Annotated in this window: 28 protein-coding genes and 1 riboswitch (1 of these 29 only partly in view); of the genes, 22 read left to right on the top strand and 6 right to left on the bottom strand. The window is 33.9% G+C overall.

Translation table 11 applies throughout. From position 1 onward, the window contains the following. Positions 1–257: 257 nt before the first annotated feature. Positions 258–404, bottom strand: a complete 147-nt coding sequence (locus D9842_RS09150) for a BH0509 family protein (protein ID WP_121662257.1) — start codon at positions 402–404, stop codon at positions 258–260. Between the two features lie 284 nt (positions 405–688). Between D9842_RS09150 and D9842_RS09145 the strand changes: the two genes are divergently transcribed. Continuing rightward, the gene (locus D9842_RS09145; protein WP_121662256.1) at positions 689–877 is read left to right on the top strand and encodes a hypothetical protein; all 189 of its coding nucleotides are present in this window, start codon (positions 689–691) and stop codon (positions 875–877) included. 171 nt (positions 878–1,048) lie between these two features. After that, the gene (locus D9842_RS25820; RefSeq protein ID WP_162987376.1) at positions 1,049–1,192 is read left to right on the top strand and encodes a hypothetical protein; all 144 of its coding nucleotides are present in this window, start codon (positions 1,049–1,051) and stop codon (positions 1,190–1,192) included. Between the two features lie 108 nt (positions 1,193–1,300). On the opposite strand, the gene D9842_RS09140 is transcribed toward D9842_RS25820, so the two are convergent. Beyond that, on the bottom strand, positions 1,301–1,477 hold the full coding sequence (locus D9842_RS09140; protein WP_121662255.1) for an aspartyl-phosphate phosphatase Spo0E family protein: 177 nt from the start codon (positions 1,475–1,477) through the stop codon (positions 1,301–1,303). Positions 1,478–1,779: 302 nt separating this feature from the next. Between D9842_RS09140 and D9842_RS09135 the strand changes: the two genes are divergently transcribed. The 3 genes from D9842_RS09135 (at position 1,780) to D9842_RS09125 (ending at position 4,939) form a co-directional block, all read left to right on the top strand. Further along, positions 1,780–2,220 carry a helix-turn-helix domain-containing protein gene (locus tag D9842_RS09135; RefSeq protein ID WP_121662254.1) on the top strand — a complete coding sequence of 147 codons (441 nt, stop codon included), beginning with the start codon at positions 1,780–1,782 and terminating at the stop codon, positions 2,218–2,220. Beyond that, positions 2,217–3,395: a macrolide family glycosyltransferase gene (locus D9842_RS09130; protein WP_121662253.1), complete on the top strand. Its 1,179-nt coding sequence runs from the start codon at positions 2,217–2,219 to the stop codon at positions 3,393–3,395. The genes D9842_RS09135 and D9842_RS09130 overlap by 4 nt, the downstream gene beginning before the upstream one ends. Positions 3,396–3,521: 126 nt before the next feature. Next, positions 3,522–3,621, top strand: a riboswitch (SAM riboswitch). A 214-nt stretch (positions 3,622–3,835) separates the two neighbouring features. After that, complete coding sequence (locus D9842_RS09125; protein ID WP_121662252.1) at positions 3,836–4,939, top strand: 5-methyltetrahydropteroyltriglutamate--homocysteine S-methyltransferase; 1,104 nt, start codon at positions 3,836–3,838, stop codon at positions 4,937–4,939. 133 nt (positions 4,940–5,072) lie between these two features. Here the strand turns inward: D9842_RS09125 and D9842_RS09120 are convergent, their stop codons facing one another. Together D9842_RS09120 and D9842_RS09115 are read right to left on the bottom strand one after the other, a co-directional pair. Then, positions 5,073–5,174: a YjcZ family sporulation protein gene (locus tag D9842_RS09120; protein WP_098799660.1), complete on the bottom strand. Its 102-nt coding sequence runs from the start codon at positions 5,172–5,174 to the stop codon at positions 5,073–5,075. Positions 5,175–5,516: 342 nt separating this feature from the next. Continuing rightward, positions 5,517–6,077: a TetR/AcrR family transcriptional regulator gene (locus tag D9842_RS09115; RefSeq protein ID WP_121662251.1), complete on the bottom strand. Its 561-nt coding sequence runs from the start codon at positions 6,075–6,077 to the stop codon at positions 5,517–5,519. Between the two features lie 205 nt (positions 6,078–6,282). Between D9842_RS09115 and D9842_RS09110 the strand changes: the two genes are divergently transcribed. From D9842_RS09110 to D9842_RS09065, 10 genes are all read left to right on the top strand, one after another. Further along, entirely contained in the window at positions 6,283–8,283 is a 2,001-nt protein-coding gene (locus D9842_RS09110) for an efflux RND transporter permease subunit (protein ID WP_121662250.1), read from the top strand. Next, the gene (locus D9842_RS09105) at positions 8,283–10,082 is read left to right on the top strand and encodes a YhgE/Pip domain-containing protein (RefSeq protein WP_306821517.1); all 1,800 of its coding nucleotides are present in this window, start codon (positions 8,283–8,285) and stop codon (positions 10,080–10,082) included. Before D9842_RS09110 ends, D9842_RS09105 begins: the two co-directional genes overlap by 1 nt. 166 nt (positions 10,083–10,248) lie before the next feature. Continuing rightward, positions 10,249–10,725: a pentapeptide repeat-containing protein gene (locus D9842_RS09100; protein WP_121662249.1), complete on the top strand. Its 477-nt coding sequence runs from the start codon at positions 10,249–10,251 to the stop codon at positions 10,723–10,725. A 98-nt stretch (positions 10,726–10,823) separates the two neighbouring features. Then, a complete protein-coding gene (locus D9842_RS09095) occupies positions 10,824–11,276 on the top strand; it encodes a VOC family protein (RefSeq protein ID WP_121662248.1) in 453 nt (150 codons plus the stop codon). A 294-nt stretch (positions 11,277–11,570) separates the two neighbouring features. Continuing rightward, positions 11,571–12,386: a lipid II flippase Amj family protein gene (locus tag D9842_RS09090; RefSeq protein WP_121662247.1), complete on the top strand. Its 816-nt coding sequence runs from the start codon at positions 11,571–11,573 to the stop codon at positions 12,384–12,386. A 40-nt stretch (positions 12,387–12,426) separates the two neighbouring features. Then, on the top strand, positions 12,427–12,645 hold the full coding sequence (locus D9842_RS09085; protein ID WP_121662246.1) for an ATP-dependent Lon protease: 219 nt from the start codon (positions 12,427–12,429) through the stop codon (positions 12,643–12,645). Between the two features lie 24 nt (positions 12,646–12,669). After that, positions 12,670–13,485, top strand: a complete 816-nt coding sequence (locus D9842_RS09080) for a GNAT family N-acetyltransferase (protein WP_121662245.1) — start codon at positions 12,670–12,672, stop codon at positions 13,483–13,485. A gap of 276 nt (positions 13,486–13,761) precedes the next feature. Next, the gene (locus D9842_RS09075; protein WP_257536023.1) at positions 13,762–14,778 is read left to right on the top strand and encodes an SGNH/GDSL hydrolase family protein; all 1,017 of its coding nucleotides are present in this window, start codon (positions 13,762–13,764) and stop codon (positions 14,776–14,778) included. Positions 14,779–15,086: 308 nt separating this feature from the next. Beyond that, the gene (gene fbp, locus D9842_RS09070; RefSeq protein WP_121662244.1) at positions 15,087–17,021 is read left to right on the top strand and encodes a fructose-1,6-bisphosphatase; all 1,935 of its coding nucleotides are present in this window, start codon (positions 15,087–15,089) and stop codon (positions 17,019–17,021) included. 294 nt (positions 17,022–17,315) lie between these two features. Then, positions 17,316–18,140, top strand: coding sequence for a squalene/phytoene synthase family protein (locus tag D9842_RS09065; protein WP_121662243.1), 825 nt, complete (start codon positions 17,316–17,318; stop codon positions 18,138–18,140). Positions 18,141–18,224: 84 nt separating this feature from the next. Here D9842_RS09065 and D9842_RS25815 read toward each other — a convergent pair whose 3' ends face one another. After that, positions 18,225–18,383, bottom strand: coding sequence for a hypothetical protein (locus D9842_RS25815; protein WP_162987375.1), 159 nt, complete (start codon positions 18,381–18,383; stop codon positions 18,225–18,227). 67 nt (positions 18,384–18,450) lie between these two features. Continuing rightward, the gene (locus tag D9842_RS09060; RefSeq protein WP_257536060.1) at positions 18,451–19,449 is read right to left on the bottom strand and encodes an FUSC family protein; all 999 of its coding nucleotides are present in this window, start codon (positions 19,447–19,449) and stop codon (positions 18,451–18,453) included. 376 nt (positions 19,450–19,825) lie between these two features. On the opposite strand from D9842_RS09060, the gene D9842_RS09055 reads away from it, so the two are divergent. The 7 genes from D9842_RS09055 to D9842_RS09015 form a co-directional block, all read left to right on the top strand. Beyond that, positions 19,826–20,278: an NUDIX hydrolase gene (locus D9842_RS09055; protein ID WP_121662241.1), complete on the top strand. Its 453-nt coding sequence runs from the start codon at positions 19,826–19,828 to the stop codon at positions 20,276–20,278. A gap of 145 nt (positions 20,279–20,423) precedes the next feature. Continuing rightward, positions 20,424–20,675 (top strand): hypothetical protein, encoded by a 252-nt coding sequence (locus tag D9842_RS09050; protein WP_162987374.1) that lies wholly within the window; start codon positions 20,424–20,426, stop codon positions 20,673–20,675. 247 nt (positions 20,676–20,922) lie between these two features. Continuing rightward, positions 20,923–21,144: a hypothetical protein gene (locus tag D9842_RS09045; RefSeq protein ID WP_162987373.1), complete on the top strand. Its 222-nt coding sequence runs from the start codon at positions 20,923–20,925 to the stop codon at positions 21,142–21,144. Between the two features lie 542 nt (positions 21,145–21,686). Beyond that, positions 21,687–21,896, top strand: a complete 210-nt coding sequence (locus D9842_RS09035) for a hypothetical protein (RefSeq protein WP_121662237.1) — start codon at positions 21,687–21,689, stop codon at positions 21,894–21,896. Positions 21,897–22,035: 139 nt separating this feature from the next. After that, the gene (locus tag D9842_RS09030; RefSeq protein WP_251395681.1) at positions 22,036–22,608 is read left to right on the top strand and encodes a sigma-70 family RNA polymerase sigma factor; all 573 of its coding nucleotides are present in this window, start codon (positions 22,036–22,038) and stop codon (positions 22,606–22,608) included. After that, positions 22,598–23,905, top strand: coding sequence for a DUF4179 domain-containing protein (locus tag D9842_RS09025; protein WP_162987372.1), 1,308 nt, complete (start codon positions 22,598–22,600; stop codon positions 23,903–23,905). Before D9842_RS09030 ends, D9842_RS09025 begins: the two co-directional genes overlap by 11 nt. Before the next feature lie 795 nt (positions 23,906–24,700). Beyond that, positions 24,701–25,271: the 5' portion of a GNAT family N-acetyltransferase gene (locus D9842_RS09015; RefSeq protein ID WP_121662234.1), read on the top strand. 11 nt of this gene lie beyond the right edge of the window; only the first 571 of its 582 coding nucleotides appear in the window; it begins with the start codon at positions 24,701–24,703; its stop codon lies beyond the right edge, outside the window.

Below are 25,271 nucleotides of genomic sequence, written 5' to 3'. Positions count from 1 at the left end.
ATTCTAAAGTTTAGACTTTTTATAAAAGATATGATTTTATAAGCTTTATTAACTAGTTTTAACATGATATGAATTGAAAGTAGGCCAAAATTCTGGCATGAAATAATCAAATTATTGGCGATGTTTCGTATTTTTGGTAATCGTGGTTTAAAAAGTTGTTCCGTATTTTAGGGATTCATGAGCTTTAAAAGGGGATTGTAAAAACAAAAAAGCTTTTGTACAAAGTACAAAAGCTTTTTCTTTATTAATATAGTAAATTACATATAGTCGTAAACAGAATCTTCAAAATAGAGCCAGTGATAGTATTCAATTTGCGGATCTGTCATTTCTGCGATTTCTTTTTCATTGAATTTGTTCTTCGCTAATAAATCCTTCACTTTAGATTGTCTAGCTAATTGGCTCATGGTAAATCCTCCTTAAATATGGAAAAAACGTTGTCTTGTTAGTGTTGTGAACGCTTTCTATTTTGTTCTTGTTTTTATTATATATCTCAAATTGATATTAAACAAATATCAATTTGAGATTATTATTTTAAAAACAATATAGAATTGTTATTTATTGATTATTTAAGGGAGATAAACTAGTTAAATCAGGAGAAAATCTGTAGTTAATGGAAAAATTATGGTAAAATAAAAATAATCTGAATACTCTATTTTTGGGTATGTCGACTACTAAAAGGGGAGATTTTGTGATTTGGTTGCTTTTTTTGATACCATTAAGCATTGTAATTACACTAGCTATATATTTTGATAAAAAAACAGGAGCTGTTCCTCCAGATGTTAACAAAGGGAATCATAATGTAGAGTCTGAAGTGTTGGGAAATCAATTTAATCATCTAAATCATCTAAATGGCGGGGGAGGGGAAGGTGGATTCTAGAGGGACAGTATACTGTCCCAATTTTTTTTGGCAAAAATATATTCTTAATAAATGAACCAGATAGGAAATTTACATTAAATTTACCGATTTGTAATAAGTTTACTGTCATTAATTAATATTCATTCGTTATCATATGTTAGAAAATGATCTTTAAAGTGAGAGGTAATTCTAATGTTTGTAAATGATAAAGTAATGTATAACGGTTGTCTTTACACAGTATTGCATGATTATCAAAATGGACAACTTGAAATTATGAAAATCGATGAAAAGTATTTAGTTGAATTAGTGTATGAAAAAGAAATTATTAGACTTTAAAGCTACCTATCAGGTGGTTCTTTTTTTATAAGACTTTAAGTTTATGTAAGTTGGATTATATATCATTAATAAATCCTTCTATGAGGTTTGGTTAAATGAATTTTTGAGTCATTCAATAGTATTGTTTTTTTCATTTTCCTGATGATATCGCTTAATTAGTTCATCCAATTGAATACTACATTCCAACGTATACCGACTATCTAGACCGGTATTTTCCGCAATTTGAAATAAATCAGATTTAAGACCATTAATGCACATCATCAGTTGCTTGGTTTCCTTAGCCATCGTTCTTATCCTCCGAAAATAAAATAGACACAAGGAATATTATGCAAAAATTTGTCTTTAAATGAAAGTGTTTCGACAGAAAAACAATCTAAATGACAAAAACTTAACAAACTAAGGGACAGGTTCACTGTCCCTTAGTTTGTTTTTTATACAAATCACTGTTTAGAGCAATTATTGTTGGTCATATCGTTAATTTCTTTAATCAAACCTTTCGCCACAATTTTTAACATGAAATGTATGGGAAACTTGATAGACTTCCCAATAGGACATAGATATAGTAATACATATAAGGAGTTGAAAGTATGATTGGTATGAATATTCGTATTTTGCGTAAAAAGAATAAAATGAGTCAGGAACTATTAGCTGAGAGATTAAATGTTTCTCGTCAAACTGTAGCAAAGTGGGAAAATGAGGAGGCACTCCCTGATATTTATAAAAGTAAAATGTTAGCTGAAATCTTTCAAGTTACTTTAGATCAATTATCTGGTGAACTGGAGGAGGAAGAGGTTGAACAACTTGCTCCAAAGGGGAAACAATTTTTTGGTGTTGTAAAGGTAGGAGAACGAGGCCAGATTGTTATACCGAAGCAAGCGAGGGAGATGTATCAAATAAAATCAGGCGATAAACTGGTTGTATTAGGGGAAGATGTGACAAAAGGTATTGCCGTCTTAAAAAGTGATGCTTTTCTGGAATTTGCAGAAATGATTCGTAGGGAAGACGTAACAGAAGAGGAAATAGAATGAGAAAAATTGTTTTCTTTTCGATTCCAGCACACGGACATACAAACCCAACAATTCCTGTAGTAGCAGAGTTAGTAAGCCAAGGTCATGAAGTGTGGTATTATTCATTTTTAGAATTTCAAGAAAAAATAGAAAGCGCTGGTGCTCGGTTTATTTCATGTGATAAATTCTTACCCCCGATATCCCAAGAAGAATTAAATCGCAAAGTGGGAAAAGATTTTGCTGCTTTAATAGAAATGATTGTAGATACAACAATTGCTTTGGATGAGAAGGTGTGTCAAGAATTAAGAGAATACCAGCCTGATTGCATTGTTTCTGATTCTTTATGTTTTTGGGGAAAATTAATTGCAATGAAATTGGAAATTCCTTATATCTGTTCAACAACAACTTTTGCTTTTAATAATCATACAGCAAAATTAATGAAACGTAGTTTACAAGAAATCGTACGTATGATAACGGGAATGCCGAGAATAAACAAGAAAATGGAATTGCTCCGTTCACACGGATATGAAGTAAATAGTTTTATCTCCATCGTTCAAAATGATAATGACACAGATACAATTGTGTATACATCAAAAGAATTTCAACCGATGGCTGAAACCTTTTCCGACAAATATACATTCGTTGGTCCTTCAATTCGGCAAACAGCAGCATCGAATGAAGTGAATCATAACAAACTTATTTACGTTTCATTAGGAACTGTACTTAATCACAATAAACATTTTTACCAAAATTGTATAAGTGCTTTTGCGAATGGTCCATACAAAGTATTAATGTCTGTTGGTGAAAAAACAGAGATTGCTTCTCTTGGCAATCTTCCGGACAATATTATTGTGAAAAACCATGTCGATCAAATTTCCGTTTTAAAGCAAGCAGATGCATTTATTACACATTGTGGAATGAATAGTGTAAATGAAAGTTTGTACTTTGGAGTTCCAATGGTGTTATTTCCGTTGCATAGTGAACAAAGGGTCGTAGCAAATCGAGTTGTAGAACTTGGAGCTGGGATTAAACTAAGAAGAAGCAAACCGAGCTTTTTGGAAAAAGCTGTAGATGGCATAATAAAAAATGAAATATACTCAGAAAATGCACAAAAAATTTCAGAGACCTTTCGGAATGCAGGAGGAGCTAAAAAAGCCGCTATTATTATCTTAAATAAAATAAAAGAAAGGGGATAAAGCACAGGTACTTGTCCGGTATTTTAACTAGAAACCTTTCCTTTGATTGGTAAAATTCTCTATAAGTGTTGACAGCTTTCATAGTTTAATTGTATAGTAATAAAACAATTTAATATTTTCAAAAATTTCTTATCAAGAGAGGTGGAGGGACTGGCCCTTTGAAGCCTCGGCAGCGGACTGTTATAGTACTGTGCCAATTCCAGAGCAATCATGCTTGAGATAAGAGGATCAGGTCATATTTATAAATAACTAACCCCCTCTTTCTTTTGGAAGAGGGGTTTTTGTTTTAAAAGTATAGTAAAGTCTATAGGAAAAACAAGCCTACATATTTTTACCCTGGTGATTTTATAATTACATTTTGCTGACCTGATCCTTTTTTCACTAGGGATTACATCTATAGCCCTTAATTTCAATTACCCAAAGTTAGGAGAGAGATTTATATGACAAAAACACTAGTAAAAGCGCCTTTTAGAGCCGACCACGTTGGAAGTTTATTACGTCCAGAAAGAATTCATCAAGCAAGAAAGGATTTCCAAAAGGGGAATTTAACGTCTCTGCAACTACACGAAATTGAAACGGAAGAAATTATAAAAATTGTTGATAAGCAAATCGAAGTTGGTTTACAAGCTGTGACCGATGGAGAGTTTCGTCGTAGATTTTGGCACACCGATTTTCTAGAGCATCTAAATGGTGTAGAGGGATATGTTCCTGAAAGTGGGTTTGCGTTCAAAGGTGAGGAAACTGAGAGATACGATGTTCGTGTTATCGGAAAAATTTCATTTAACCCTGACCATCCACATATTAAAGACTTTATCGAGTTTAAAGAAATTGTCGGAGATCGTGCGGTTGCTAAGCAAACGATTCCTAGCCCGAATCAATTATTTAATGCAGGGATCCGCAACCTGGAATTTTATCCAGATATTGAAGAATATACGAATGATGTTATTCAAACATATAAGGATGCAATTAAAGCATTTTATGATGCTGGTTGCCGCTACTTACAATTAGACGATGTATATATTGCTGGACTTAATGCACCGGAAATTCCGTTTAATGATAGTGGTTTTTCGCGTGAACAATTAATTGACTTAGCTTTACGTGTTGTAAATGGCGTTCTTGAAGATAAGCCAGAAGATTTAACGATTACTACTCACCTTTGCCGTGGTAACTACCGTTCTAAATGGGCATTTGAAGGTAGCTATGCTAAAATTGCACCAACATTATTCGCAAAAGAAAAAGTGAACGGATTTTTCTTAGAGTATGATGATGATCGCTCTGGTGACTTCGGGCCATTAGATTATATACCAAACGATGGTCCAAGAGTTGTTCTTGGGGTTTTCACATCAAAACATGGACAATTAGAAGATAAGGAAAATATTAAAGCTCGTGTCGAAGAAGCAACAAAATATGTACCATTAGAGCAGTTATGCATTAGTCCACAATGTGGGTTTGCTTCAACACATCATGGAAACATCTTAACCGAAGAAGAGCAGTGGGAGAAGCTAAAATACATTGTTGATGTTTCAAAAGAGATCTGGGGATAAGGATGGTAAGCGAACAACAGTAGATTGTTGTTCGCTTTTTTTGTGGAAATAAGTAATGTGATGATCAATATCCTTATTTTTCAAAAAGCAGACTACGCTGTAGCCTGCTTTAATTTTGAATTACTTTTTTAAATTAGTAACCACCGCCAACATAAGCAGCACCAACGATAATTAAAAGAATGAATAGTACTACGATTAGCGCAAAACCTGCACCAGAACCATATCCACCTGACATATTTTTCACCTCCTTTATCTGAGGTTAATTTATAATATGAAGACTTTCATGATTGGTTTGGACGTAGTCATCATTTTTCGATAAATGACGAAAACCGCCCGCTGGCGAGCCTTAGGGGAGGAGGGGTCACGTTAAGTAGTGCTTTATAGCTTTTTCGAAAAATACATAAAAAGACACTCTATCGAGAGCGTCTTTTAGAGGTCTTACATGGGTGCTTAGGATTACTATAGTTTATTCTTAAACGAATAATTTGAACTGGACAATAGTGGATAAAGCTTTAATTTGGATTTTAAAAAATGAGATGAGGTTTTTTTTGTTTGATATGGGACAAGGAACCTGTCCCTATGTCCCGAAAAGGCCATTTTTTATAAGATTGTTAATTATTTCAGCCATTTGTTTGGGTGTTTTGTCCATTCCTCTGTTTAACCATTCTTTGGTTACATATATACTTCCACTAATGATGAACGTACTTAAATATTCAGATGGATATCCATTAAATTGATTATTGGCTTTCCAGTTTTTAATAAAGAAATGATGTGCGACTGTCATGACCTTTTTTTGAAATGTTGTGTCCACTTTTTCATTCAAAAGTATTTTGCAAATTTCTTGCTTCGAAGCGAAGTAATCCAACAATTTTTCAATCATCTTTAGGTCGTCTTCTTCATAGCTGTATTGACTCAAATACCCTGTCATATCTTCAATCAATTCTTCTTCAATTTTGTCAAGAAGGTCAAATTGATCGGAATAGTGAGCATAAAATGTAGAGCGATTTATATCAGCTACGTCACAGATTTCTTTAACAGTAATGGAAGAAATCTGTTTGTCCTTTAACAGTTGGATTAAACCTTCTTTCAGAACCATACGCGTATATTTTTTACGGCGATCTAATTTTGAAGTTGTCATAGATTTCTCCTTTTTTCATCGTTTTCCAACACAATGGATGAATATGTTGGAAAAATCACAGATCTAAAATAACTGTTTGTTGAATAGGCAACACCGTGTCCATATAATGATAGAGTGTAAAGGAAAAAGTCGCAAGAGAGGGTGAAATACAATAAACATTGCATCATGGATTATTAAACATAAAAAAACTGTTGCGATAACATTTATGATTGTTACAGTCATTTGTGCACTAGCTACCTTAAAAGTCTCAGTCAATTACGATATGAAGGATTACCTACCGGATGATGCTCAGTCCACAATCGCGATGAACATAATGGAGCAGGAATTTGAGGGAAGTGTTCCGACGAATCGGGTCATGATTCATGATGTGACCATACAGGAAGCATTAGATTTTAAAGAGAAACTTTCAGCGATTGATGGTGTATCAGACGTTACCTGGTTAGATGATGCCGTTGACTTAAGATCTCCACTTGAAATGGCTGATGAAGAAACGGTAGAAACCTATTATAAAGAAAATAAAGCGTTATTTTCATTCAGCATTCGTGAAGGTGACGAAGTATCAATCACAGATGAGATTTATAAGCTTATCGGCAAAGAAAATGCGATGGCGGGGGAATCACTTAATACAGCCACACAACAAAAAATGGCTGGTACCGAATCCATGTATGCAGGTGCATTACTAGTCCCTATTATCATCTTAATTTTAGTTTTATCCACCAATTCCTGGATAGAACCATTGTTATTCTTAACAGCTATTGGGGTTTCTGTATTAATTAATATGGGATCAAACATTTTCCTTGGAGAAGTTTCCTTTGTTACTCAATCAGTTGCACCGATTTTACAGCTTGCCGTATCACTAGATTATGCCATTTTCCTTCTTCATAGTTTTGCAGACTATCGGAAAAAGGTCGCAGATCCTCACGAAGCCATGGAGCTTGCGATGAAAAAATCATTCTCGGCAATTACCGCTAGTGCGTCGACCACATTTTTTGGTTTTATCGCGTTATCGTTTATGAATTTTGAAATTGGTTCGGATTTAGGAATTAATCTAGTAAAAGGGATTCTATTAAGCTTTATTAGTGTGATGGTTTTCCTTCCTGCACTAACACTACTGCTTTATAAATGGATCGATAAAACACAGCACAAACCATTACTTCCGAGCTTTAAAAACAAGGGAAATGCTGTGCTAAAACTAAGAATACCAAGCTTAATTCTAGTTTTACTAGTTATTGTTCCCGCTTTTCTAGCACAAAGTCAGACGAACTTCATCTATGGCATTGGAGAGCAACCGGAGACAACAAGAGCTGGAAGTGATTTTCAAGAAATAAAAGATCAATTTGGAGAAAGCACGCCGATCGTTTTGCTTGTTCCCAAAGGGGATGTCACAAAAGAAGATGAGCTAGTACAAGAGCTAGAGAATATCGAGCATGTGTCTAGTGTGCTTGCATATGTGAATACAGTTGGTGCTGCCATTCCGCCGGAGTATTTGGATCAATCCATTACAGAGCAATTTTATTCTGAAAATTATAGCCGAATGATTGTTCAGACCAATACGAAGAACGAAGGAGAAGAGGCATTTCAGTTAATTGAAAAAGTCCACAGTACAGCAAATCAATACTATGATAAAGTCTATTCTGTTGGAGAAAGTGTAACATTGTATGATATTAAAAAAACGGTTCAAAAAGATAATCAATTGGTAAATCTTTTAACGATTATTACGGTTGCTTTCGTTTTGTTTGTAACATTTAAATCACTTTCAATTCCATTAATACTATTGCTTACTATTCAAACGGCTGTTTGGATTAATCTATCAGTACCGTACTTTACTGATTCTTCATTAGTATACGTTGGCTATTTGTTAATCAGCATTATACAGCTCGCGGCAACAGTAGATTATGCAATTTTATTAACTGATGCCTATAAAGAGTATCGAAAAGAAATGACTGCGTTACAAGCAATTATGAAAACAATTGATGAAAAAATGTTTGCCATTGGAATTTCCGCTTCCATTTTATCCAGTGTTGGATTTATCTTATGGATTACCTCTTCAAACCCAATTGTTACATCGATTGGTTTATTGCTAGGAAGAGGTGCATTACTTGCGTTTATTATGGTCGTGCTCTTTTTACCTGCATGTATGTTGGTCTTTGATAAACTTATTACAAAAACAACATGGAAAGCTAACTTTTATAAGGAGGAGGACTGATGATGAGGAGAATGAAGAAGTTTTTGTTTACTTTTGCCGCAATTAGTTTACTTTTACCTTCACTTCCAGCGGCAGCTGCTACCCAAGAAAGTGGAGAAATCTCCTCGAAGGATGAAGTAGTTTATGCAAAACTAAGTGCAATTGGTGAGGAACAAGAACTATATGTTGTTAATATTTTAGACGTAGAAAAAGCAGGAGAAATTGTTGATTATGGTCTCTATACTAGTTTGAAAAACTTAACGAATTTAGATGAAATAAATCAAGTCGATAATGCTGTTAAGTTTACGGCTTCAAAAGGTAAATTTTATTATCAAGGTAATATGAATGAAGAACCATTACCCTGGAATATTTCTATTTCTTATTTCTTAGACGGAAAAGAAATCTCTCCTAAAGAACTTGCTGGGGCAAATGGGCATGTACAAATGAAGATAGCTACGTCCTATAACGAACAAGTAGATTCTGTCTTTTTTAACAACTATTTATTACAAATTTCTCTTGCTTTAAACACAGATCTCTTCAACAACATTGAAGCTCCTGATGGAATGTTAGCCAATGCAGGAAAAAACAAGCAAGTAACCTTTACTGTGATGCCTGAAAAGGAAGAAGAGCTTGTTGTTGAAGCTGATGTTGTTAATTTTGAACTAGAAGGAATTGACATCACGGGTATTCCATCGTCTATGCCAATTGATGCACCTGATATAGATGATATGACAGGTGACTTATCTGAGCTGACTAGCGCCATAAAAAAAATAAATAATGGGATGGCGGATCTAAAAACTGGACTTACAGAATTAAACACAAAGACGAAGGATTTACCGAATGGATCAGAGAATTTTCGCGGGGGAATGACAGCGATTAGCTCGAAATCCTCGGAAATAGTTGGTGCTTCCCAATCCATTTCACAAGCACTTCAAAAACTAAATTCATCTCTTGCTAATGGTTCTAAAGAAATGAATGTTGGCGATTTGGAACAGCTGACTGCAGGACTTTCGGAAATATCAAAGGGTTTAAGAAACACTTCTGAGGGGTTAAATGCTTTAAAAGAAAATTATGCAACAGCATACAGCACTCTAAACAAAGCGATGGAAGCCATTCCTGAATATGAAATCACAGAAGAACAAACCGCACAGCTTTTTAATAGTGGCGGAGATCAAACCGTACTGAATCAATTGCTTGAAACCTATTCTGCTGCACGAACTGCAAAGGGTACTTACGAAGCTGTCAAACAAGCCTTTGATGCAGTAAATGGAACGCTAGAGGAAGTTAGCCGATCACTCCCACTAATGGCTGATCAGTTGGATACAATGTCAGGAGCGCTTACTACTTCTTTGGAGGAGATGGACTTTGCTAAGTCATTCTCTCAATTACAGGTTGGAATAAGTCAGCTAACTACAAATTACAAAACATTTCATTCTGGGATAGTAAAATATACTGGAGGAGTGAACGAATTATCTCATTCATATACACAAATTCACAAGGGAGTCGTAGGTTTGTCTCAAGGAGCAAATGAAATAGAGAATGGACTAAGCAGACTTCATGATGGAACGAATGAACTTTATGAATCTACAGCGGATTTACCAGAACAAATGAAAAAAGAAGTCGATCAAATGATTGATGACTACGATAAATCAGATTTTAAAGCTGTATCCTTTGTCTCACCTGAGAATGAAAAAATAAACTCCGTTCAATTTGTTTTTAAAACAGAAACGATTAAAAAAGAAGAGAAAAAAGAAGAAGAGAAAACAAAAAAAGCTGAAGAAGAAAAAGGATTTTGGAAGAAGTTAATGGACTTGTTTTAATGGAAAAGGTGTCATCCTCTAATTATAAGGAATGGCACCTTTTTTATTATTTAAAATGGCTCTTATAGAATTAGTTAAGTTCCGAAAAGGAATTTTTTGTTAAAAAGAGAATATTTAAAAGGGGTCTGGCTTTAATCTGAATAAATATAAAGGAGTTGTTTTTTTTATGTCATTACATGTTCAAAAATTAGATTTACAAAAAGCTAATATATCTGGATCAAGGTGGCAAGAAGTGAATGCTGAGGAGCTTGAGATAGATAATGTAAGCTTGGCAAAAACAAAGGTTAATAATGCAAATATGAAAAGTATGTTATTAAATGATGTTAATTTGGAACAAGTTGAAATCTCCAATACTAATTTATCTCGGGCACAAATAAAACATGCCAATTTTAGTCATGCCGTTATAGATCACGTTCACTTATTTGGAACAGAGTTTCGTAATGCTGTTCTTCCGGAAGAAGGAGCTCCAAATTTTAATGAAAACGGAGAATACAAACCAGTAAGCTTCGATCATTGTAATCTCGCAAAAGGGCAAATAAAAAATTGTAACTTATCTAATATGGAAATTATCGATTGTGACATTTCAGGGCTTAAGATTAATGGGATATTAATTGAGGATTTAATTAGGAAACAAGAAAAGTAAGAGAGAGGTTGAACCTGAATAATTTGTAAAAGGCAAGGTTTTATTGACTTTTCATGGTTGATCTTGACCAAATCGAATGAGAGTGGTGAAATAAGCAAATGAAAAAAGAGTTAGGGGGATTAGAAGACATTACAGGTGTTACTTGCATTTATATTCTAGTAAAGGATGTTTACGAGTCTGTTAAATGGTACCAAAAGAACTTAGGCTGTGAACCTACAATCCATAACCCTGTTAGTCCTGGGATGCAAAGATCTATCCTAAGATTTCCAGATCATAATGGTGACATTCTGGGGCCAGGTCTTAGGCAAACGACCCCAGCTATATTCCTTGTGACCGACAAGACGCGAGAAGAGAGAGTGGATCATGCTGTTAAGAGTAACAATCTACACCCTTTAGTTTGCTTCATTACTCCACGTATTCAAGAAATGTACAATCGTTTCATAGAAAATGGTGTAGAAATAGTAAATGAAATTTCCGAGGATAGATCTGTTGGAGATGCTTTTAAATTTTACGATTTAGATAGAAATCTGTTAGAAATATGGCAACCATGAAATAAATAAATCAGTTTATTCTGATATAAAAAGCCAATCCCTAGATGCTGTCCCTTTAGGAAATGGCTTTTTTATTTTTTTGATTATGAATGAGAATATTTCTTCCTCAACATCTGTTTCAATTGGATAAGCTTTGTGAAAAGGTTTGGTATAGATTTGCTAAAAACAAACATGAAGCCTTTGTCTTTCACACGAGCTTAATGAAAAATTATGGAAAATTGAGCTCTTTATCATCCCATTATAAAATGTTTTACTTTATAATATAGCAAAAGATAATATGTAAGGAGTTTATTTATGGAATTGATAACAAGTAAGTTGATCATTATATCATTGTTTATAATGGTCATTACAATGGTAGAGACTTTAGCTTACTCGACAAGGATTTCAGGTACACGGGTCAAGCTAATTGCGACAGCAATTTCTTTATTTAGTACTCTTGTCATTGTTTCAAGATTTTCGACAATGATTCAACAACCCCTAACAGCAAAATTAATTGCAGAGGCACCTGATTGGAACAAACTACATTTTATAGAGGAACAATATAGAATCTTAATTGGAGTTACCACAATTGGAGTATTGCTAGGAATTCTTCTTTTCCCAACATTTATCAATATTTTTTCAAGAGCCATCGTTCAGCTATCAAAACAACGGGGATCTATGGTGGCATTATTTCTTAGTCAATTTAATAGAAAAGGTTTTAGGAAAATAATGAAATGTATAAGAATGCCTAAACTATCATATCTAAAGGGAATTACATATAAAACCATACCCAAAAGGCTTTTTGTTACCAATGTAATCGTTTCAGCAGTTTTTACGATTGGGGTACTTTCTTCTATCTATGCATCCATGTTGGTTCCTGAAGATTATGCTCAAGCTGCTTTAATGTCATCAGGTATTATTAACGGCATTGCGACAATATTGCTAACATTATTTATTGATCCTAAAGCTTCAGTTTTGGCAGATCGAGTCATGAAAAAAGAATGTGATTACATTTATTTGAAAAGCTATTCTTTAACAATGGTTAGTTCTAAATTAGTCGGTACAGTTCTAGCTCAATTATTATTTATTCCGGCTGCATACTATGTTGCTTGGTTTGCTAGTTGGATATAAGTAAAACGCCTCAGTAATTCAAATTTTTAGGAGTATAGAGATGAAACTATTTTTGTCAATTATAATAGCCGGACTATTAGGTTTATTAGTTTTCTTTGGACCTGTTGGAATTTATCTATTATGTTCAACTATTGTGGGAGTGCTCTTTAGAACATGTATATTAATAAGAGAGATTCATAAACAAGTGATTCCAGCTGGAGGAACTGATAAAGCTAAAGAAGTATATGAGAGGTATTTAATAGAAAAAGGCGAAAAATGAGATTGAAATATAGGGGGAAGATCGATGATTCGTAAACTAAATAAAGATGATCATGAATCAGTAATGAAGTTAATTGGTCCTAAACCAGCAGAAAATTTATTTATTATAGGTGATATTGAAGCATATGGATATGATTCTGACATACAAGATCTATGGGGACAATTTGAACGTGGTAAATTAATGGCTGTTTTATTACGATATGATCGAAATTACATTCCATTTAGTGAGGGTCAATATGATGTAAAAGGCTTTGCAGACATTATTAATCTTAATCCATCACGAATTGAAATCAGTGGATTAAAGCATTTAATTGAGCCTCTGCAACAATATATTCATAGAGATGTAAGAAAGCATAGTGAAACATATTACGCAAAATGTATAGGTTTAAGTTATGAGGTAGATAAGGAGAAAATAAAACTTGCAAGCTATTTACAGTCGTCAGAATATCATGAAAATGTAGAGATGTTACGTTCAATACCTGAGTTTGCTACTGGGAATTTCAGTGTTGAAGCGAGAGAACGTGCTGAAAAGGATAAAACTGGGAGAACCTATTTTGTTCGGAATGAAGAAGGAGAAATGGTTGCTTCAGCATCCACAACAGCCGAAAATTCTCAATCTGCGATGATCGTGGGAGTTGGAACAAGACCAGGATTTGAACGGAGAGGATATGCAACATTATGTATGGAAAAGCTTTGCAGTGAATTACTTTCTGAAGGAAAATCACTTTGTTTATTTTATGATAATCCTGCTGCAGGAAAGATCTATAAAAGATTAGGATTTTCTGATATTGGATTTTGGACTATGATTCGTTATGAATCAATTGGTGGGCAAGTTGAGTGATAAGGTTCTTATACCTTATGAACGCTAGGCACTATCCAAAAGGATACGTGCTTATTTTAGTTTTAAGGGAAAAATGAGATGATTAATGCATAGATGTTCCGGGTAAATACAATAAAATTATTAATGTTTGTGAAGAAATATTCATAAACATGGGAGTAGCATGTTGTGGAATAAAATCCCATAAGTTTTTCAGAATTTTTATAGTACAATTATGAGACATTGCACAATGATTATGAGCAATTATTTATTTAACAACTAGAAATGGTGTGGTTATAGATGCAAAGACTAAAAGTAATAGTCACGATTGCTAGTTTACTAGTAGTGTGCTTTAGTTTATACTTCTTTCTTTCTCATTTTAATCAAACAAAGCAGAGTAATATCGAAACATCAATTATGAATGAAGCGACAGAATCTGTTGATACATCAGAAAAATCTAAAACGGAAGATAAGAAAATTTCTGAAGAAGCGCCACTTGTAAAAGACGTGAAGATTGAGGATGTTTCAATTGAATTAGCAGATGAAGAAAAGAAAGAAATTGTAGAAGATGAGAATAATAAACATACAATAACAGAAGGTATCAAGGAGAAGGTAAAAGAAGCTGTAGAAGGTGTTATAAAACTTTTTGAAAAGGATCTACAGGTCGTAGCGATTGGTGATTCTCTCACTCAAGGTGTTGGAGATGAAACTAAAAATGGTGGTTATGTCGGGATTTTAAATACCACGTTTGAAAATAATAACATAAAAGTTACGATTGAAAACTACGGGAAAAGAGGAAACCGTACCGATCAATTACTAAAACGTCTTGAGAAAAAAGAGATTGAAGCATCTATTCAAAAAGCTGATATCGTTTTAGTTACAATAGGAGCCAACGATATTATGAAGATTGTTAGAAGCAATTTTACAAACCTTCAGCTTGAGGATTTTGAAAAAGAGGAACAACAATATATTGAAAGATTAACAGCTATTTTTAGTAAAATTAATGAACTAAATCCAAACTCTAAAATATATTATATTGGTTTTTATAATCCTTTTGATCGTTATTTTCCTGAAATTCAAGAAATGCAAATGATTGTTAACGACTGGAACGAAATTGGCAAGTCTATAACAGAGGATTTTGAAAATGTAAATTATATCCCAATCGCTGATCTTTTTAGTAACTCAGATGTAGAATTATTATCCGAAGATTATTTCCATCCTAATACAACTGGTTACAAGCTTATGGCTAAGCGTATTTTAGAAAGCATGGAAGAGGTTAGTGTTGAAAAAGAGGCGATAGCTGAGGATGAAGAATAGACAATTTCAATATCTCATCTATGAAACACTATAAAAAACACATGAAAAACATGCACTGTCCAATAGGATAGCGCATGTTTTTTGGTTAAGTGGTACTTAAAAATGAAGTGTGTTATCTTTTCACCCTCTAAAAATACCCCCAAAAATTCTGAAAAATGATAAAATAAAAATGTCTTTTAATAGAATAGTAGAAATAAAAACTTTATAATGGCAAATAAAGACAATAAAAAAATCATAACCGTTATAAATACCCTCTATGCTTTTTCTTATAATATAAATAACATAAGTCGTGAAAGGGGATACATATCTTGAATACAAAATTCTTAGATTTACTGGCCCAAAAATATGATAGTGAAGAAAAAGTGGTCACTGAAATTATAAATCTAGAAGCCATTCTAAATCTACCAAAGGGAACAGAGCATTTTGTAAGTGATTTGCACGGGGAGTATCAAGCCTTTCAACATGTGTTAAGAAATGGTTCTGGAAAGGTCAAAGAGAAAATTGAGGACATATTTAAAAAGGTTTTAACCGAAAAAGAAATAAAAGAATTTGCCACATTGGTTTATTATCCGGAAGAAAAATTAAAGCTTATTAAAAATGATTTTGACAATGAACAAGAATTACACCACTGGTATACTGTCATTATTGAGCGCATGATTAAGCTTATTTGTTATGCGTCTTCTAAATATACACGCTCGAAATTGCGTAAAGCATTACCTAGTCAGTTTGTTTACATTGTAGAAGAATTACTATATAAAACAGATGAATTTACAAATTTTAAAGAACCTTATTATTCAAAAATCGTCCAACAAATTATTACTCTCGGACAAGCAGATAAGCTCATTATCGGACTTGCCTATACGACTCAGAGACTAGTTGTTGATCATCTTCATGTTGTAGGGGATATTTATGATCGTGGACCTGAACCAGATAAAATCATGGAAGCTCTCATTAATTATCACTCTGTTGATATTCAATGGGGAAATCATGATGTTCTCTGGATTGGGGCTTTTGCCGGATCAAAGGTTTGTCTGGCAAACATTATTCGAATTTGTGCACGTTATAACAACCTAGATATCATTGAAGACGTATATGGAATCAACCTAAGGCCGCTTCTAAATCTAGCTGAGAAATATTATGGTGATAACCCTGCCTTTAGACCTAAGGTGCAGGGAGATGAATCAATAACGGAAGAAGAAAAATTACAAATCACAAAAATCCATCAAGCCATCGCAATTATTCAGTTTAAGCTTGAAAGTCCGATTATCAAAAGACGTTCGAATTTTAATATGTCAGAAAGACTTTTGCTTGAAAAGGTAGATTATGAGAATAACGAGATTACAATTAATGAACAAACATATCCACTTGAAAATCCCTGCTTTGCAACAATAAATCCAGCTCAACCTGATCAACTCTTAGAAGAAGAACAACAGGTAATAGATAAGCTATTATTTTCTGTTCAGCACTCAGAAAAGCTTGCAAGACATATGAATTTTCTTATGAAGAAAGGCAGTCTTTATTTAAAATATAACGGAAACTTATTAATACATGGCTGCATTCCTTTAGATGAAGAAGGAAATATGGAAAAAATGATCATTGAAGATAAAACCTATGGTGGTCGTGAATTACTTGATGTGTTCGAACATTATTTACGTTATTCGTTTGCACATCCTGAAGAAACAGATGATCTTGCGACAGATATGGTATGGTATTTATGGACTGGTGAATATTCTTCATTGTTTGGCAAAAGAGCAATGACAACCTTTGAAAGATATTTTATTAAGGACAAGGCAACACATAAAGAGAAAAAGAATCCTTATTATCACCTGCGCGAGGATGAGGAAACATGCCGCCGCCTACTAAAAGAGTTTGATCTAGATCCAGATCAAGGCCATATCATTAACGGCCATACTCCTGTAAAAGAAATTAATGGAGAAAATCCTGTAAAAGCAAATGGAAAAATGATTGTGATTGATGGGGGCTTCTCGAAAGCCTATCAATCTACCACTGGCATTGCAGGATATACATTACTATATAATTCCTTTGGTATGCAGCTTGTTGCTCATCAACATTTTAATTCAAAAGAAGATGTTCTCTTAAACGGAACAGACGTTTTATCAGTTAGACGTATAGTAGACAAAGAGTTGGAGAGAAAGAAAGTGCTAGAAACAAACATTGGGGAGGACTTATTACAGGAAGTCTCAATGTTAAATAGCTTGATGGAATATCGTTATATAAAGTGATGGGACACGGGGACAGGTTTACTGTCCCGTTTTTATTTCTAACTTAAAAAGATAACAACAGCCTTACACTATTGTTCTACATATAAAAAAAAGTATCTCGATGCTATGAACAGTTTTTTTATAAAATGTCAGATGCGGCATATTATTTTAAACTATATGAAAACAAGACTGCAAGTGAATTCATTGAAGTAAATGAAGCTGCGCTTATTTTATTTTGAGGTTTATGTTTTATATTTTTCCAGAATTGCGTTAGAATTATATAGAATTGGTTTGACCTAAATGGAGGATATAATAATGAAAGAACTAAAGGTATTGCAAAAAGAGGCGATGGAAGTATTAAAGGCAACAAGTCGAACATTTTATATACCGATTACTTTTTTGAAAAAAGATTTAAAAGATGCGGTGGCAGTAGCTTACTTAGCAATGCGGGCTATAGATGAAATTGAAGATCACCAAGAACTCTCAAATGATGTAAAGCATGATTTACTAATGGAAGTAAGTCAGTTATTACTTGAAGAAAACTTTAATAATCAAAAGTATAATGAAGTAGTTTCGCCATATAAAGATGTATTACCTGAAGTGACATTGCGATTAGCGGATTGGCTATCATTAACTCCTACAGGTGCGAAAAGTCGTGTACAAGCTGCTACAAGTGAAATGGCAATGGGAATGGCAAAGTGGTCAAAAGCAGGTTGGGACATAAAAACACGTGAAGATTTGGATGACTATACCTATTATGTTGCTGGATTAGTTGGGGTTATGCTATCAGATTTATGGCAGTGGCATGACGGAATTGAAACAGACCGTGACTTAGCAATTGGCTATGGAAGAGGACTACAGGCTGTTAATATTTTACGTAATCAACATGAAGATATGGATGAACGTGGAGTAAGCTTTGTTCCTGATGGCTGGAATCAAAATGAGCTATTTTCTTATGCTAACGAGAACCTAGCAATGGCAAATGAATATATCAAAAGTATTAATAAAAGAACGATTTTATTATTCTGTCGTTTACCGCTGGCAATTGCTCATAAAACTTTAAAGGCATTAAAGGATGGTCGCGAGAAAATCAGTCGTGCTGAAGTAGAAAAAATTGTTCAGGAAGTACAAGTTGATTAGATAACCTGGAAACCTTAATTCCTTAAAGCTCAGAGTTATAAAACTCTGAGCTTCTTTCTAATGTAACTAGAAGAATCCTTTATTTTAATTGTCGTTCATTGCTCCAGCTTCTCGGGAAGTCATTGCACCTTGTCCTTGACTTATATCTTTTTGAATTTCCTGTTTCACCTTTTGTGGGTCAGTGCCGGCAAACCCAGGACTCATTGCTGAACCTGAGTTCTTATGAGCTTGTTGGTTTTTCATTATAGGCCTCCTGCAGTGTTATTTAACACTGCTTATTATTTACAAAAAAACAGGTAGTATATCCATATTACTGAGTATGTAATTGACTAATTAATTTATCTAATCTTCTTAAATGAAAGGAATAATCAATAATAGAAGATACGACAATCAATAAACGAACATTTTGATCAGCATTTTGCATATATAAGTTTAATTTAAGTTCATAACTTTCTTTCATCTCTTCATACTCAAAGCTCGAATGTTTTTCTTTTATTTTACCTTGATATTTTAAAAGTAAAAATTCATGATACTTCATTAAGTATTCAAGTTGATCGTCAAAAAATTGACTTTCCTTTTCAGATTTTTTGCTTTGAAAAAAGTGTTCCTCGATATTTTCTAAAAGCTGTTCACCTTCTTGCAATGTTTTAAACAACTGCCTGAAAACAAGGAGTTCTCTTACTTGCAGCTGATTTGACTTTCTTCCGAGTTTTACTCTTTCTTCATCAAACAATTGAAATAGCTCTTCTAATTTTTTTATATCCTTTTTAAAATTCTTACTATACTCCTGATATGAGCTCTCTGTTAACTCATTGGAAATGGCAGTTCTGATGAGCAATGACATATTTTGAAATGTTGTTTCAACAAGCTGTACAAATGACTTCTTATATTTTGGTGGAAAAATAAGAAGGTTAATTAATATGGCTGTGCATGTTCCGATTAAAATAATATAAAATCGTTCTAAAGCAAAATATAGATCCTCACTTCCAGCGGCACTCATCACAGCCAGGACTGTTACTAGTGTTAGGGAAATGGTACTTTGCAGCTTTAATTTTAAACTAATTGCGATAACTAAGATAATAACGAAGCCTATAATTACTGGATTTTCTCCAAAGAAATAAATAAAAAACAGGGAAATCGTAGCTCCTATCGTATTAGCCAAAATTTGATCAACCATTTGCTTCCAAGTACGATAAACAGAAGGCTGAATAGCTAAAATGGCCGCAACTCCAGCAAAAACAGCATGTTCAAGATGCATCAACGAACATATGTATATCGATAAAGCAACAGCTAAACCTGTTTTTAATATGCGTGGACCGAACGTAATAGTAAACCCTCCAAACTAAAATAAAATGGGACAGAGGGACAGGTTCACTGTCCCGAAATAAACAATACTTGTTAGATAGTAGGATAATTTATATCAACTATATCATTAACCATTATAGATAAAACTGTAATGATATCAAGATAGAGACAGAGGATTATGTTTTTATTTAGCCCAGTAATCAAGAGTTTATTAAATAAAGAAGGATATGAACAATTTCAATAGAAGAAAGAAGGGTCTTAATTTGTTTTATGAATTGATACGTAATAAAACAATTTTTGAGAGTATTCTTCACATTTCTTAGTACCAGCTGGTACAGTATTGGACAAGTAGTTGTAAAAATAGATATAGGGAGATCGTAATGTCACAAAATAAATTTGTATTAGTGGTTAGTGTATCAATTCTTTGTAATGATAAAGTGTTAATAATAAAAGAAAATAAGCCTACTGCACATAATAAATGGAATTTTCCAAGTGGACGAATTGAATACAGTGAAGACATTCTTGAAGCAGCTCATAGGGAAGTAAAGGAGGAAACTGGGCTCGAGATAAAATTAACAGGTACAACGGGTGTTTATCAGTTCATGAGCAGTACAAACAATCAAGTATTTCTTTTTCATTTTATCGCCGAGGTTACTGGTGGTGCTCTATCTCTTGAAGAGGATGAAATTGTAGATGCTAAGTGGATTAAAGTTAACCAACTTTCTGAATTAAAAGATAAAGAATTGCGGGAAGCAGGCGTACTAAATCAAATAATACAAAACGTATTAAGTGGGAACATACAATCAATTCAACTTTTTAATAATTATATCTAGGGTTATTCTAATGTTAGACAAAACTTGTGAGGAGAGTTGTTCATAGGGTTATGAACGACAACGTGGGGAAAACTTGAGAGGAATGTCGTTCTTCTTCTGGTATATGAACGACAAGCAGTGCAACTGAGGCTCGGTAGTGGGCGAATTGGGACAGAAAAAAGAGTGGGCAGCCAAAATGAGTCTCGATAGTGGGCGAATCGGGACAGAAAAGAGAGCGGGCAGTGCAATTGTGTCTCGAAAGTGGGCGAATCGGGACAGAAAAGAGAGCGGGCAATGTAACTGTGTCTCAATAGTGGCAGAATCGGGACAGAAAAAAGAGCGGGCAGCCAAAATGAGTCTCGATAGTGGGCGAATCGGGACAGAAAAGAGAGCGAGCAATGCAACTGAGTCTCGATAGTGGGCGAATCGGGACAGAAAAGAGAGCGAGCAATGCAACTGAGTCTCGATAGTGGGCGAATAGGGACAGAAAAGAGAGCGAGCAGTGCAATTGAGTCTCGATAGTGGCCAGAATCGGGACAGAAAAGAGAGCGAGTAGTGCAACTGAGTCTCGATAGTGGGCGAATAGGGACAGAAAAGAGAGCGAGCAATGTAACTGTGTCTCAATAGTGGCAGAATCGGGACAGAAAAAAGAGTGGGCAGCCAAAATGAGTCTCGATAGTGGGCGAATTGGGACAGAAAAAAGAGCGAGGAGTGCAATTGTGTCTCGAAAGTGGGCGAATCGGGACAGAAAAAAGAACGAGAAGTGTAACTGTGTCTCAATAGTGGCAAAATCGGGACAGAAAAAAGAGCGGGCAGCCAAAATGAGTCTTGATAGTAGCAGAATCGGGACAGAAAAGAGAGCGAGCAGTGCAACTGAGTCTCGATAGTGGGCGAATCGGGACAGAAAAAAGAGCGGGCAGCCAAAATGAGTCTCGATAGTGGGCGAATCGGGACAGAAAAAAGAACGAGCAGCCAAAATGAGTCTCGATAGTGGCAGAATCGGGACAGAAAAGAGAGCGAGCAATGCAACTGTGTCTCGATAGTGGCAAAATCGGGACAGAAAAAAGAACGAGCAGTGCAATTGAGTCTCGATAGTGGGCGAATCGGGACAGAAAAAAGAGCGAGCAATGCAACTGTGTCTCGATAGTGGCAAAATCGGGACAGAAAAAAGAGTGAAAACGCTGAAAAACAAGAGAGAAAAGTCGTTCATCAGGCATATAAACGACAAAACGTTAGTAGAACAAGAGGGGAGTATGGTTCAACAGCATTCAAGCTCTTTCTTTTCACAATGACTGATGTACTTGTTTTCTATTTATCCCGTACTATCGATCAGCTTATGCTATAATTATTTACTTAGGGAAATAATAACCTTGTTCATATGGAACGGAGAAAGCCTCCGCCTAGTGATAAAATATGGAGGTGTATATTAATGAATAAACGCTGGACAATCGGTAAAATTAAAGAATTTGTTGAAAAAAACTCTGATACTAAGCTGTTAACGACTGAATATCACGGTTTTTCTCAAAAGTTACTTTTTAAATGTTCATGTGGTAACAATTTTGAAAAAACATTTACAAAATTTAAGAACAATAACCAACGTAAATGTGAAGAATGTCAACCGCCAAAACCATCACGTTAAACGAATGTAGTGCTGATTTTATTACATAAAAATCAGCACTATTTTTATTTTTTATAAGAATCTAATACTGGAAATTTAAAATTATGAACCTGTTGCTACTTCTTAAAACGTCTAATAGTTGGAAAGGAGGTTATGAGATGTGAAACCTAATGGGGAAATGCTTTATAAGGAGTTGAAGTATGCTAGTGCTGACGATTTAGATCTAATCCTAACTGAGTTAATGATACAGTATGGCACGGATCTCACTACATTAGCTTATACTTACACAAAAAATACAGAAGCTGCTAAGGATATCGTTCAAAATGTATATATTAAATGCTATAAAAAATTACATACATTTAAAGGACAGTCTGCCATTAAAACATGGCTTTTCCGGATCACTATTAATCAATGTAAAGACTATTTAAGATCTTCATATTTTCGGAGAGTAATTCCAATTGGAATGAAGCCTAGAGAAGATATAGAAGAAAGAAATAGTACGGAAAAAGTAGTACTACAAAAAAATATGAAAAAACAAATTCAGGAATGTATAAATAAATTACCAACGAAATATAAAGACTCCATTTATTTATACTATGTACAAGAGCTAAGTTTAAAGGAAACTGCGGAAATTTTAGGTGTGCCAATTGATACAGTAAAAACGAGGTTAAGAAGGGCAAAAGAAAAACTCCTACCACTCTTAAATGAGGAGGATATGTTTTATGACGAATAAATTAATTGAGTTAAAGGAAATTCTTATAGAAGATGAAGTAAGAAACGACTTAGAATTCACCTCGAAAGATAGAGAGAAAGTGTTAAATAGTATACATCAGCCAATAAAACAAAATAGACGTATAAACACACCCGTTATCATAGCTTCTACATTTTCGGTTGCTTTAATTTTTTTACTTGTAATGAGCTCAACTTGGATTCCAACTGAACGTAAAAATACTGGTCATGAAGAACAAATCGAATTTGTTGATCAAACAAGTTTGTTTACAGAACTAAATCAGACAGTTGAGAATAATGGTATCAAAGTAACTCTGCAAAATGTTATGTACGATGGATCACGAATACTAGTAGAGTATGAAGCGGAGTCCACCAATGGTGAGGAACTTGAAAGAGTTACAGGTCATTATCGACTAACGGTTAATGGTGAAAAGGGTAAAGATTTAACTCTTGTTCCCCAGGAAGGTAATGAAAAAGGTACTGCCATTGTAGCTATTGAATTGTATAAGGAGTTTCCTGAACAATTTGAGCTAGGTTTTAATATCAACATGATTGAGGAGCAAAAGGGTACTTGGAATTTCAGTATTCCGATACAGCAGGTGCCTGGAAAGATTAAAAGGTTTGAACCAAAAACTGTTGTCAAAAAAGATCATTTACAATTAACAATTAACGAAGTGATTGCTTCTCAAAGTGCCATTAAAATTAGATATGAAGAAAGTGAAAATGGTAATATTGATAGAAGCTCACCTTTATATAATAAATCTGTCATATATGAAATACTTGATCCAAAGGGGAATGAAATTGTACCTATATCTTCCCGTGGACTAAGTTTAGATTGGTTTTCGTATGGTGTTGGAAAACATACAACAACAACATGGTATCATGCTCCAAAAGAATTGCCTGAGTATCTTGTGTTAAAAGCGTATATTCCAAAACAGGATTCCAAATCAATCTCAATAAAAAAATCAATTAATGAATCATTACCGATTGTTTTAAATCAAGATGCTACTAATAAACTAGTTATATCAAAAATTGAAAAGAAAGAAGGGCAGGTCTGGTTACATTATTCTATTGATGGAAATCTAAAGCAAGCAAGAAATTGGCTAAGTTTAAAGTGGGAAAAAGATGGTGAAGAACAATACTTTCAACCTATTTCTTATCCTGATTATAAGCCAAATCAAGAAAATATCGCAAAATTTGATGTTAACTTCTCAGAAAACCTATATATTGTAACGGAAAAGATAAGCTTTGAGGAATATGAAGAATTAGATATGAAAATTCCGTTAACTGATTCTCAGTAGCATCGTTTACATGCTCATTATAAAAAGGCGGCGTTATGCCGTCTTTACTTATGCCGATATTTCCAAAAATTATATAAGTGATTTGTCTTAGTTATTTCAATAATTTTAAAGTTAATAGGATATTTATGGTAAGCTGATTATGATAACTCGAATATCATACATTAATAATGTTATAAAGTTTAGAATCAATACGAGAGGGGTTTTAAGAAGGAAACTAACTTAACACTTAGTATCGTTCATTAAATAACTCCAACTGTATCTGCTCAAAGAAATAATCTATGGGGGAAATATGCTAGTAGTTTCTTGATCACATTATCTTTAATAATGATTGTGTTGAGTTTGTCTTTTACGAAACAAAAAAGAAAAAAGAGAATATTAGTAGGGATTGGGTTAATTTTGTATTCTGTTATAAGCTATCCTTTATTAGTCCCAGCTTTTGGTGAACTTATGGCTCTAGAAGGAGTAGTAAGTTTGATGGTTATGAACATCATATTATTAATTGGAGGAATTCTTACAAGTATAGTAGGGATGTTCACTAAGGATAAAATAATATAAGTGGTATTGATACCTACGATTTGGCTATATGTTTTGATACCACTTACTGTTATTAGTGCAATGGTGGTTTATTTCGAAAAAAAGTCTGGAATGACTACACCTAATGAGAATGTGCAAGCTTACAAAGAGGTCAAGTAATGAAACAAAAAGGTGTAAATAAGAGTGGATCTGGTATGAAAAGTATCTACTATAATTGATAAAGAAAATCAATAATTTAGCGATAAATGAAAGGAAAAAGATATGAATATAGAAGCTTCATTAATAGCATTACCATCCTTTGAAACAAATCGGCTAATTTTAAGAAAAATTAATATTAATGACCTAGATGATATATATGAATTTTCCTCTGATCCAAAGGTTGCCCACCATATGACTTGGGAAGTAAATAAAACGAAAGAGGAGACATTACATAATTTTGTCAGTATAGTAATTGAAAAATACAAAACTGGTCAATCAGCAGATTGGGCGATTGTACATAAAGAAAGTAATAAAGTAATTGGTACTTGTTCTTTTGTTGATTGGTCTAATAACAATCAAAAAGCTGAAATAGGATATGTTCTAAATAGAAACTACTGGGGACAAGGGTTAGTTTCTGAGGCTATTAAAGTGGTCATTAAATTTGGATTTGAGATTCTTGAGTTAAATCGAATTGAGGGTGGATGTGATACTGATAATATTGGTTCTGAAAAAGTAATGTTGAAGGCAGGATTTAAGTATGAAGGGACTCTTAGAAAAAATGAGTACATAAAAGGGGAATTTCGCGATACTAAGGTTTATTCCATTATAAAGGAAGATTTCTTTTTAAATAGGA

It is taken from the genome of Metabacillus litoralis (assembly GCF_003667825.1).
GTDB classification, from domain to species: Bacteria; Bacillota; Bacilli; order Bacillales; family Bacillaceae; genus Metabacillus; species Metabacillus litoralis_B.
This window is presented reverse-complemented; position numbering and strand designations above follow the sequence as displayed.

Coding starts and splice junctions, on each gene's coding strand:
- D9842_RS09150 (WP_121662257.1), bottom strand. CDS start 404: ATGAGCCAATTAGCTAGACAATCTAAAGTGAAGGATTTATTAGCGAAG.
- D9842_RS25820 (WP_162987376.1), top strand. CDS start 1,049: ATGTTTGTAAATGATAAAGTAATGTATAACGGTTGTCTTTACACAGTA.
- D9842_RS09140 (WP_121662255.1), bottom strand. CDS start 1,477: ATGGCTAAGGAAACCAAGCAACTGATGATGTGCATTAATGGTCTTAAA.
- D9842_RS09135 (WP_121662254.1), top strand. CDS start 1,780: ATGATTGGTATGAATATTCGTATTTTGCGTAAAAAGAATAAAATGAGT.
- D9842_RS09130 (WP_121662253.1), top strand. CDS start 2,217: ATGAGAAAAATTGTTTTCTTTTCGATTCCAGCACACGGACATACAAAC.
- D9842_RS09125 (WP_121662252.1), top strand. CDS start 3,836: ATGACAAAAACACTAGTAAAAGCGCCTTTTAGAGCCGACCACGTTGGA.
- D9842_RS09120 (WP_098799660.1), bottom strand. CDS start 5,174: ATGTCAGGTGGATATGGTTCTGGTGCAGGTTTTGCGCTAATCGTAGTA.
- D9842_RS09115 (WP_121662251.1), bottom strand. CDS start 6,077: ATGACAACTTCAAAATTAGATCGCCGTAAAAAATATACGCGTATGGTT.
- D9842_RS09110 (WP_121662250.1), top strand. CDS start 6,283: ATGATTGTTACAGTCATTTGTGCACTAGCTACCTTAAAAGTCTCAGTC.
- D9842_RS09105 (WP_306821517.1), top strand. CDS start 8,283: ATGATGAGGAGAATGAAGAAGTTTTTGTTTACTTTTGCCGCAATTAGT.
- D9842_RS09100 (WP_121662249.1), top strand. CDS start 10,249: ATGTCATTACATGTTCAAAAATTAGATTTACAAAAAGCTAATATATCT.
- D9842_RS09095 (WP_121662248.1), top strand. CDS start 10,824: ATGAAAAAAGAGTTAGGGGGATTAGAAGACATTACAGGTGTTACTTGC.
- D9842_RS09090 (WP_121662247.1), top strand. CDS start 11,571: ATGGAATTGATAACAAGTAAGTTGATCATTATATCATTGTTTATAATG.
- D9842_RS09085 (WP_121662246.1), top strand. CDS start 12,427: ATGAAACTATTTTTGTCAATTATAATAGCCGGACTATTAGGTTTATTA.
- D9842_RS09080 (WP_121662245.1), top strand. CDS start 12,670: ATGATTCGTAAACTAAATAAAGATGATCATGAATCAGTAATGAAGTTA.
- D9842_RS09075 (WP_257536023.1), top strand. CDS start 13,762: ATGCAAAGACTAAAAGTAATAGTCACGATTGCTAGTTTACTAGTAGTG.
- D9842_RS09065 (WP_121662243.1), top strand. CDS start 17,316: ATGAAAGAACTAAAGGTATTGCAAAAAGAGGCGATGGAAGTATTAAAG.
- D9842_RS25815 (WP_162987375.1), bottom strand. CDS start 18,383: ATGAAAAACCAACAAGCTCATAAGAACTCAGGTTCAGCAATGAGTCCT.
- D9842_RS09055 (WP_121662241.1), top strand. CDS start 19,826: ATGTCACAAAATAAATTTGTATTAGTGGTTAGTGTATCAATTCTTTGT.
- D9842_RS09045 (WP_162987373.1), top strand. CDS start 20,923: ATGAGTCTCGATAGTGGGCGAATTGGGACAGAAAAAAGAGCGAGGAGT.
- D9842_RS09035 (WP_121662237.1), top strand. CDS start 21,687: ATGAATAAACGCTGGACAATCGGTAAAATTAAAGAATTTGTTGAAAAA.
- D9842_RS09025 (WP_162987372.1), top strand. CDS start 22,598: ATGACGAATAAATTAATTGAGTTAAAGGAAATTCTTATAGAAGATGAA.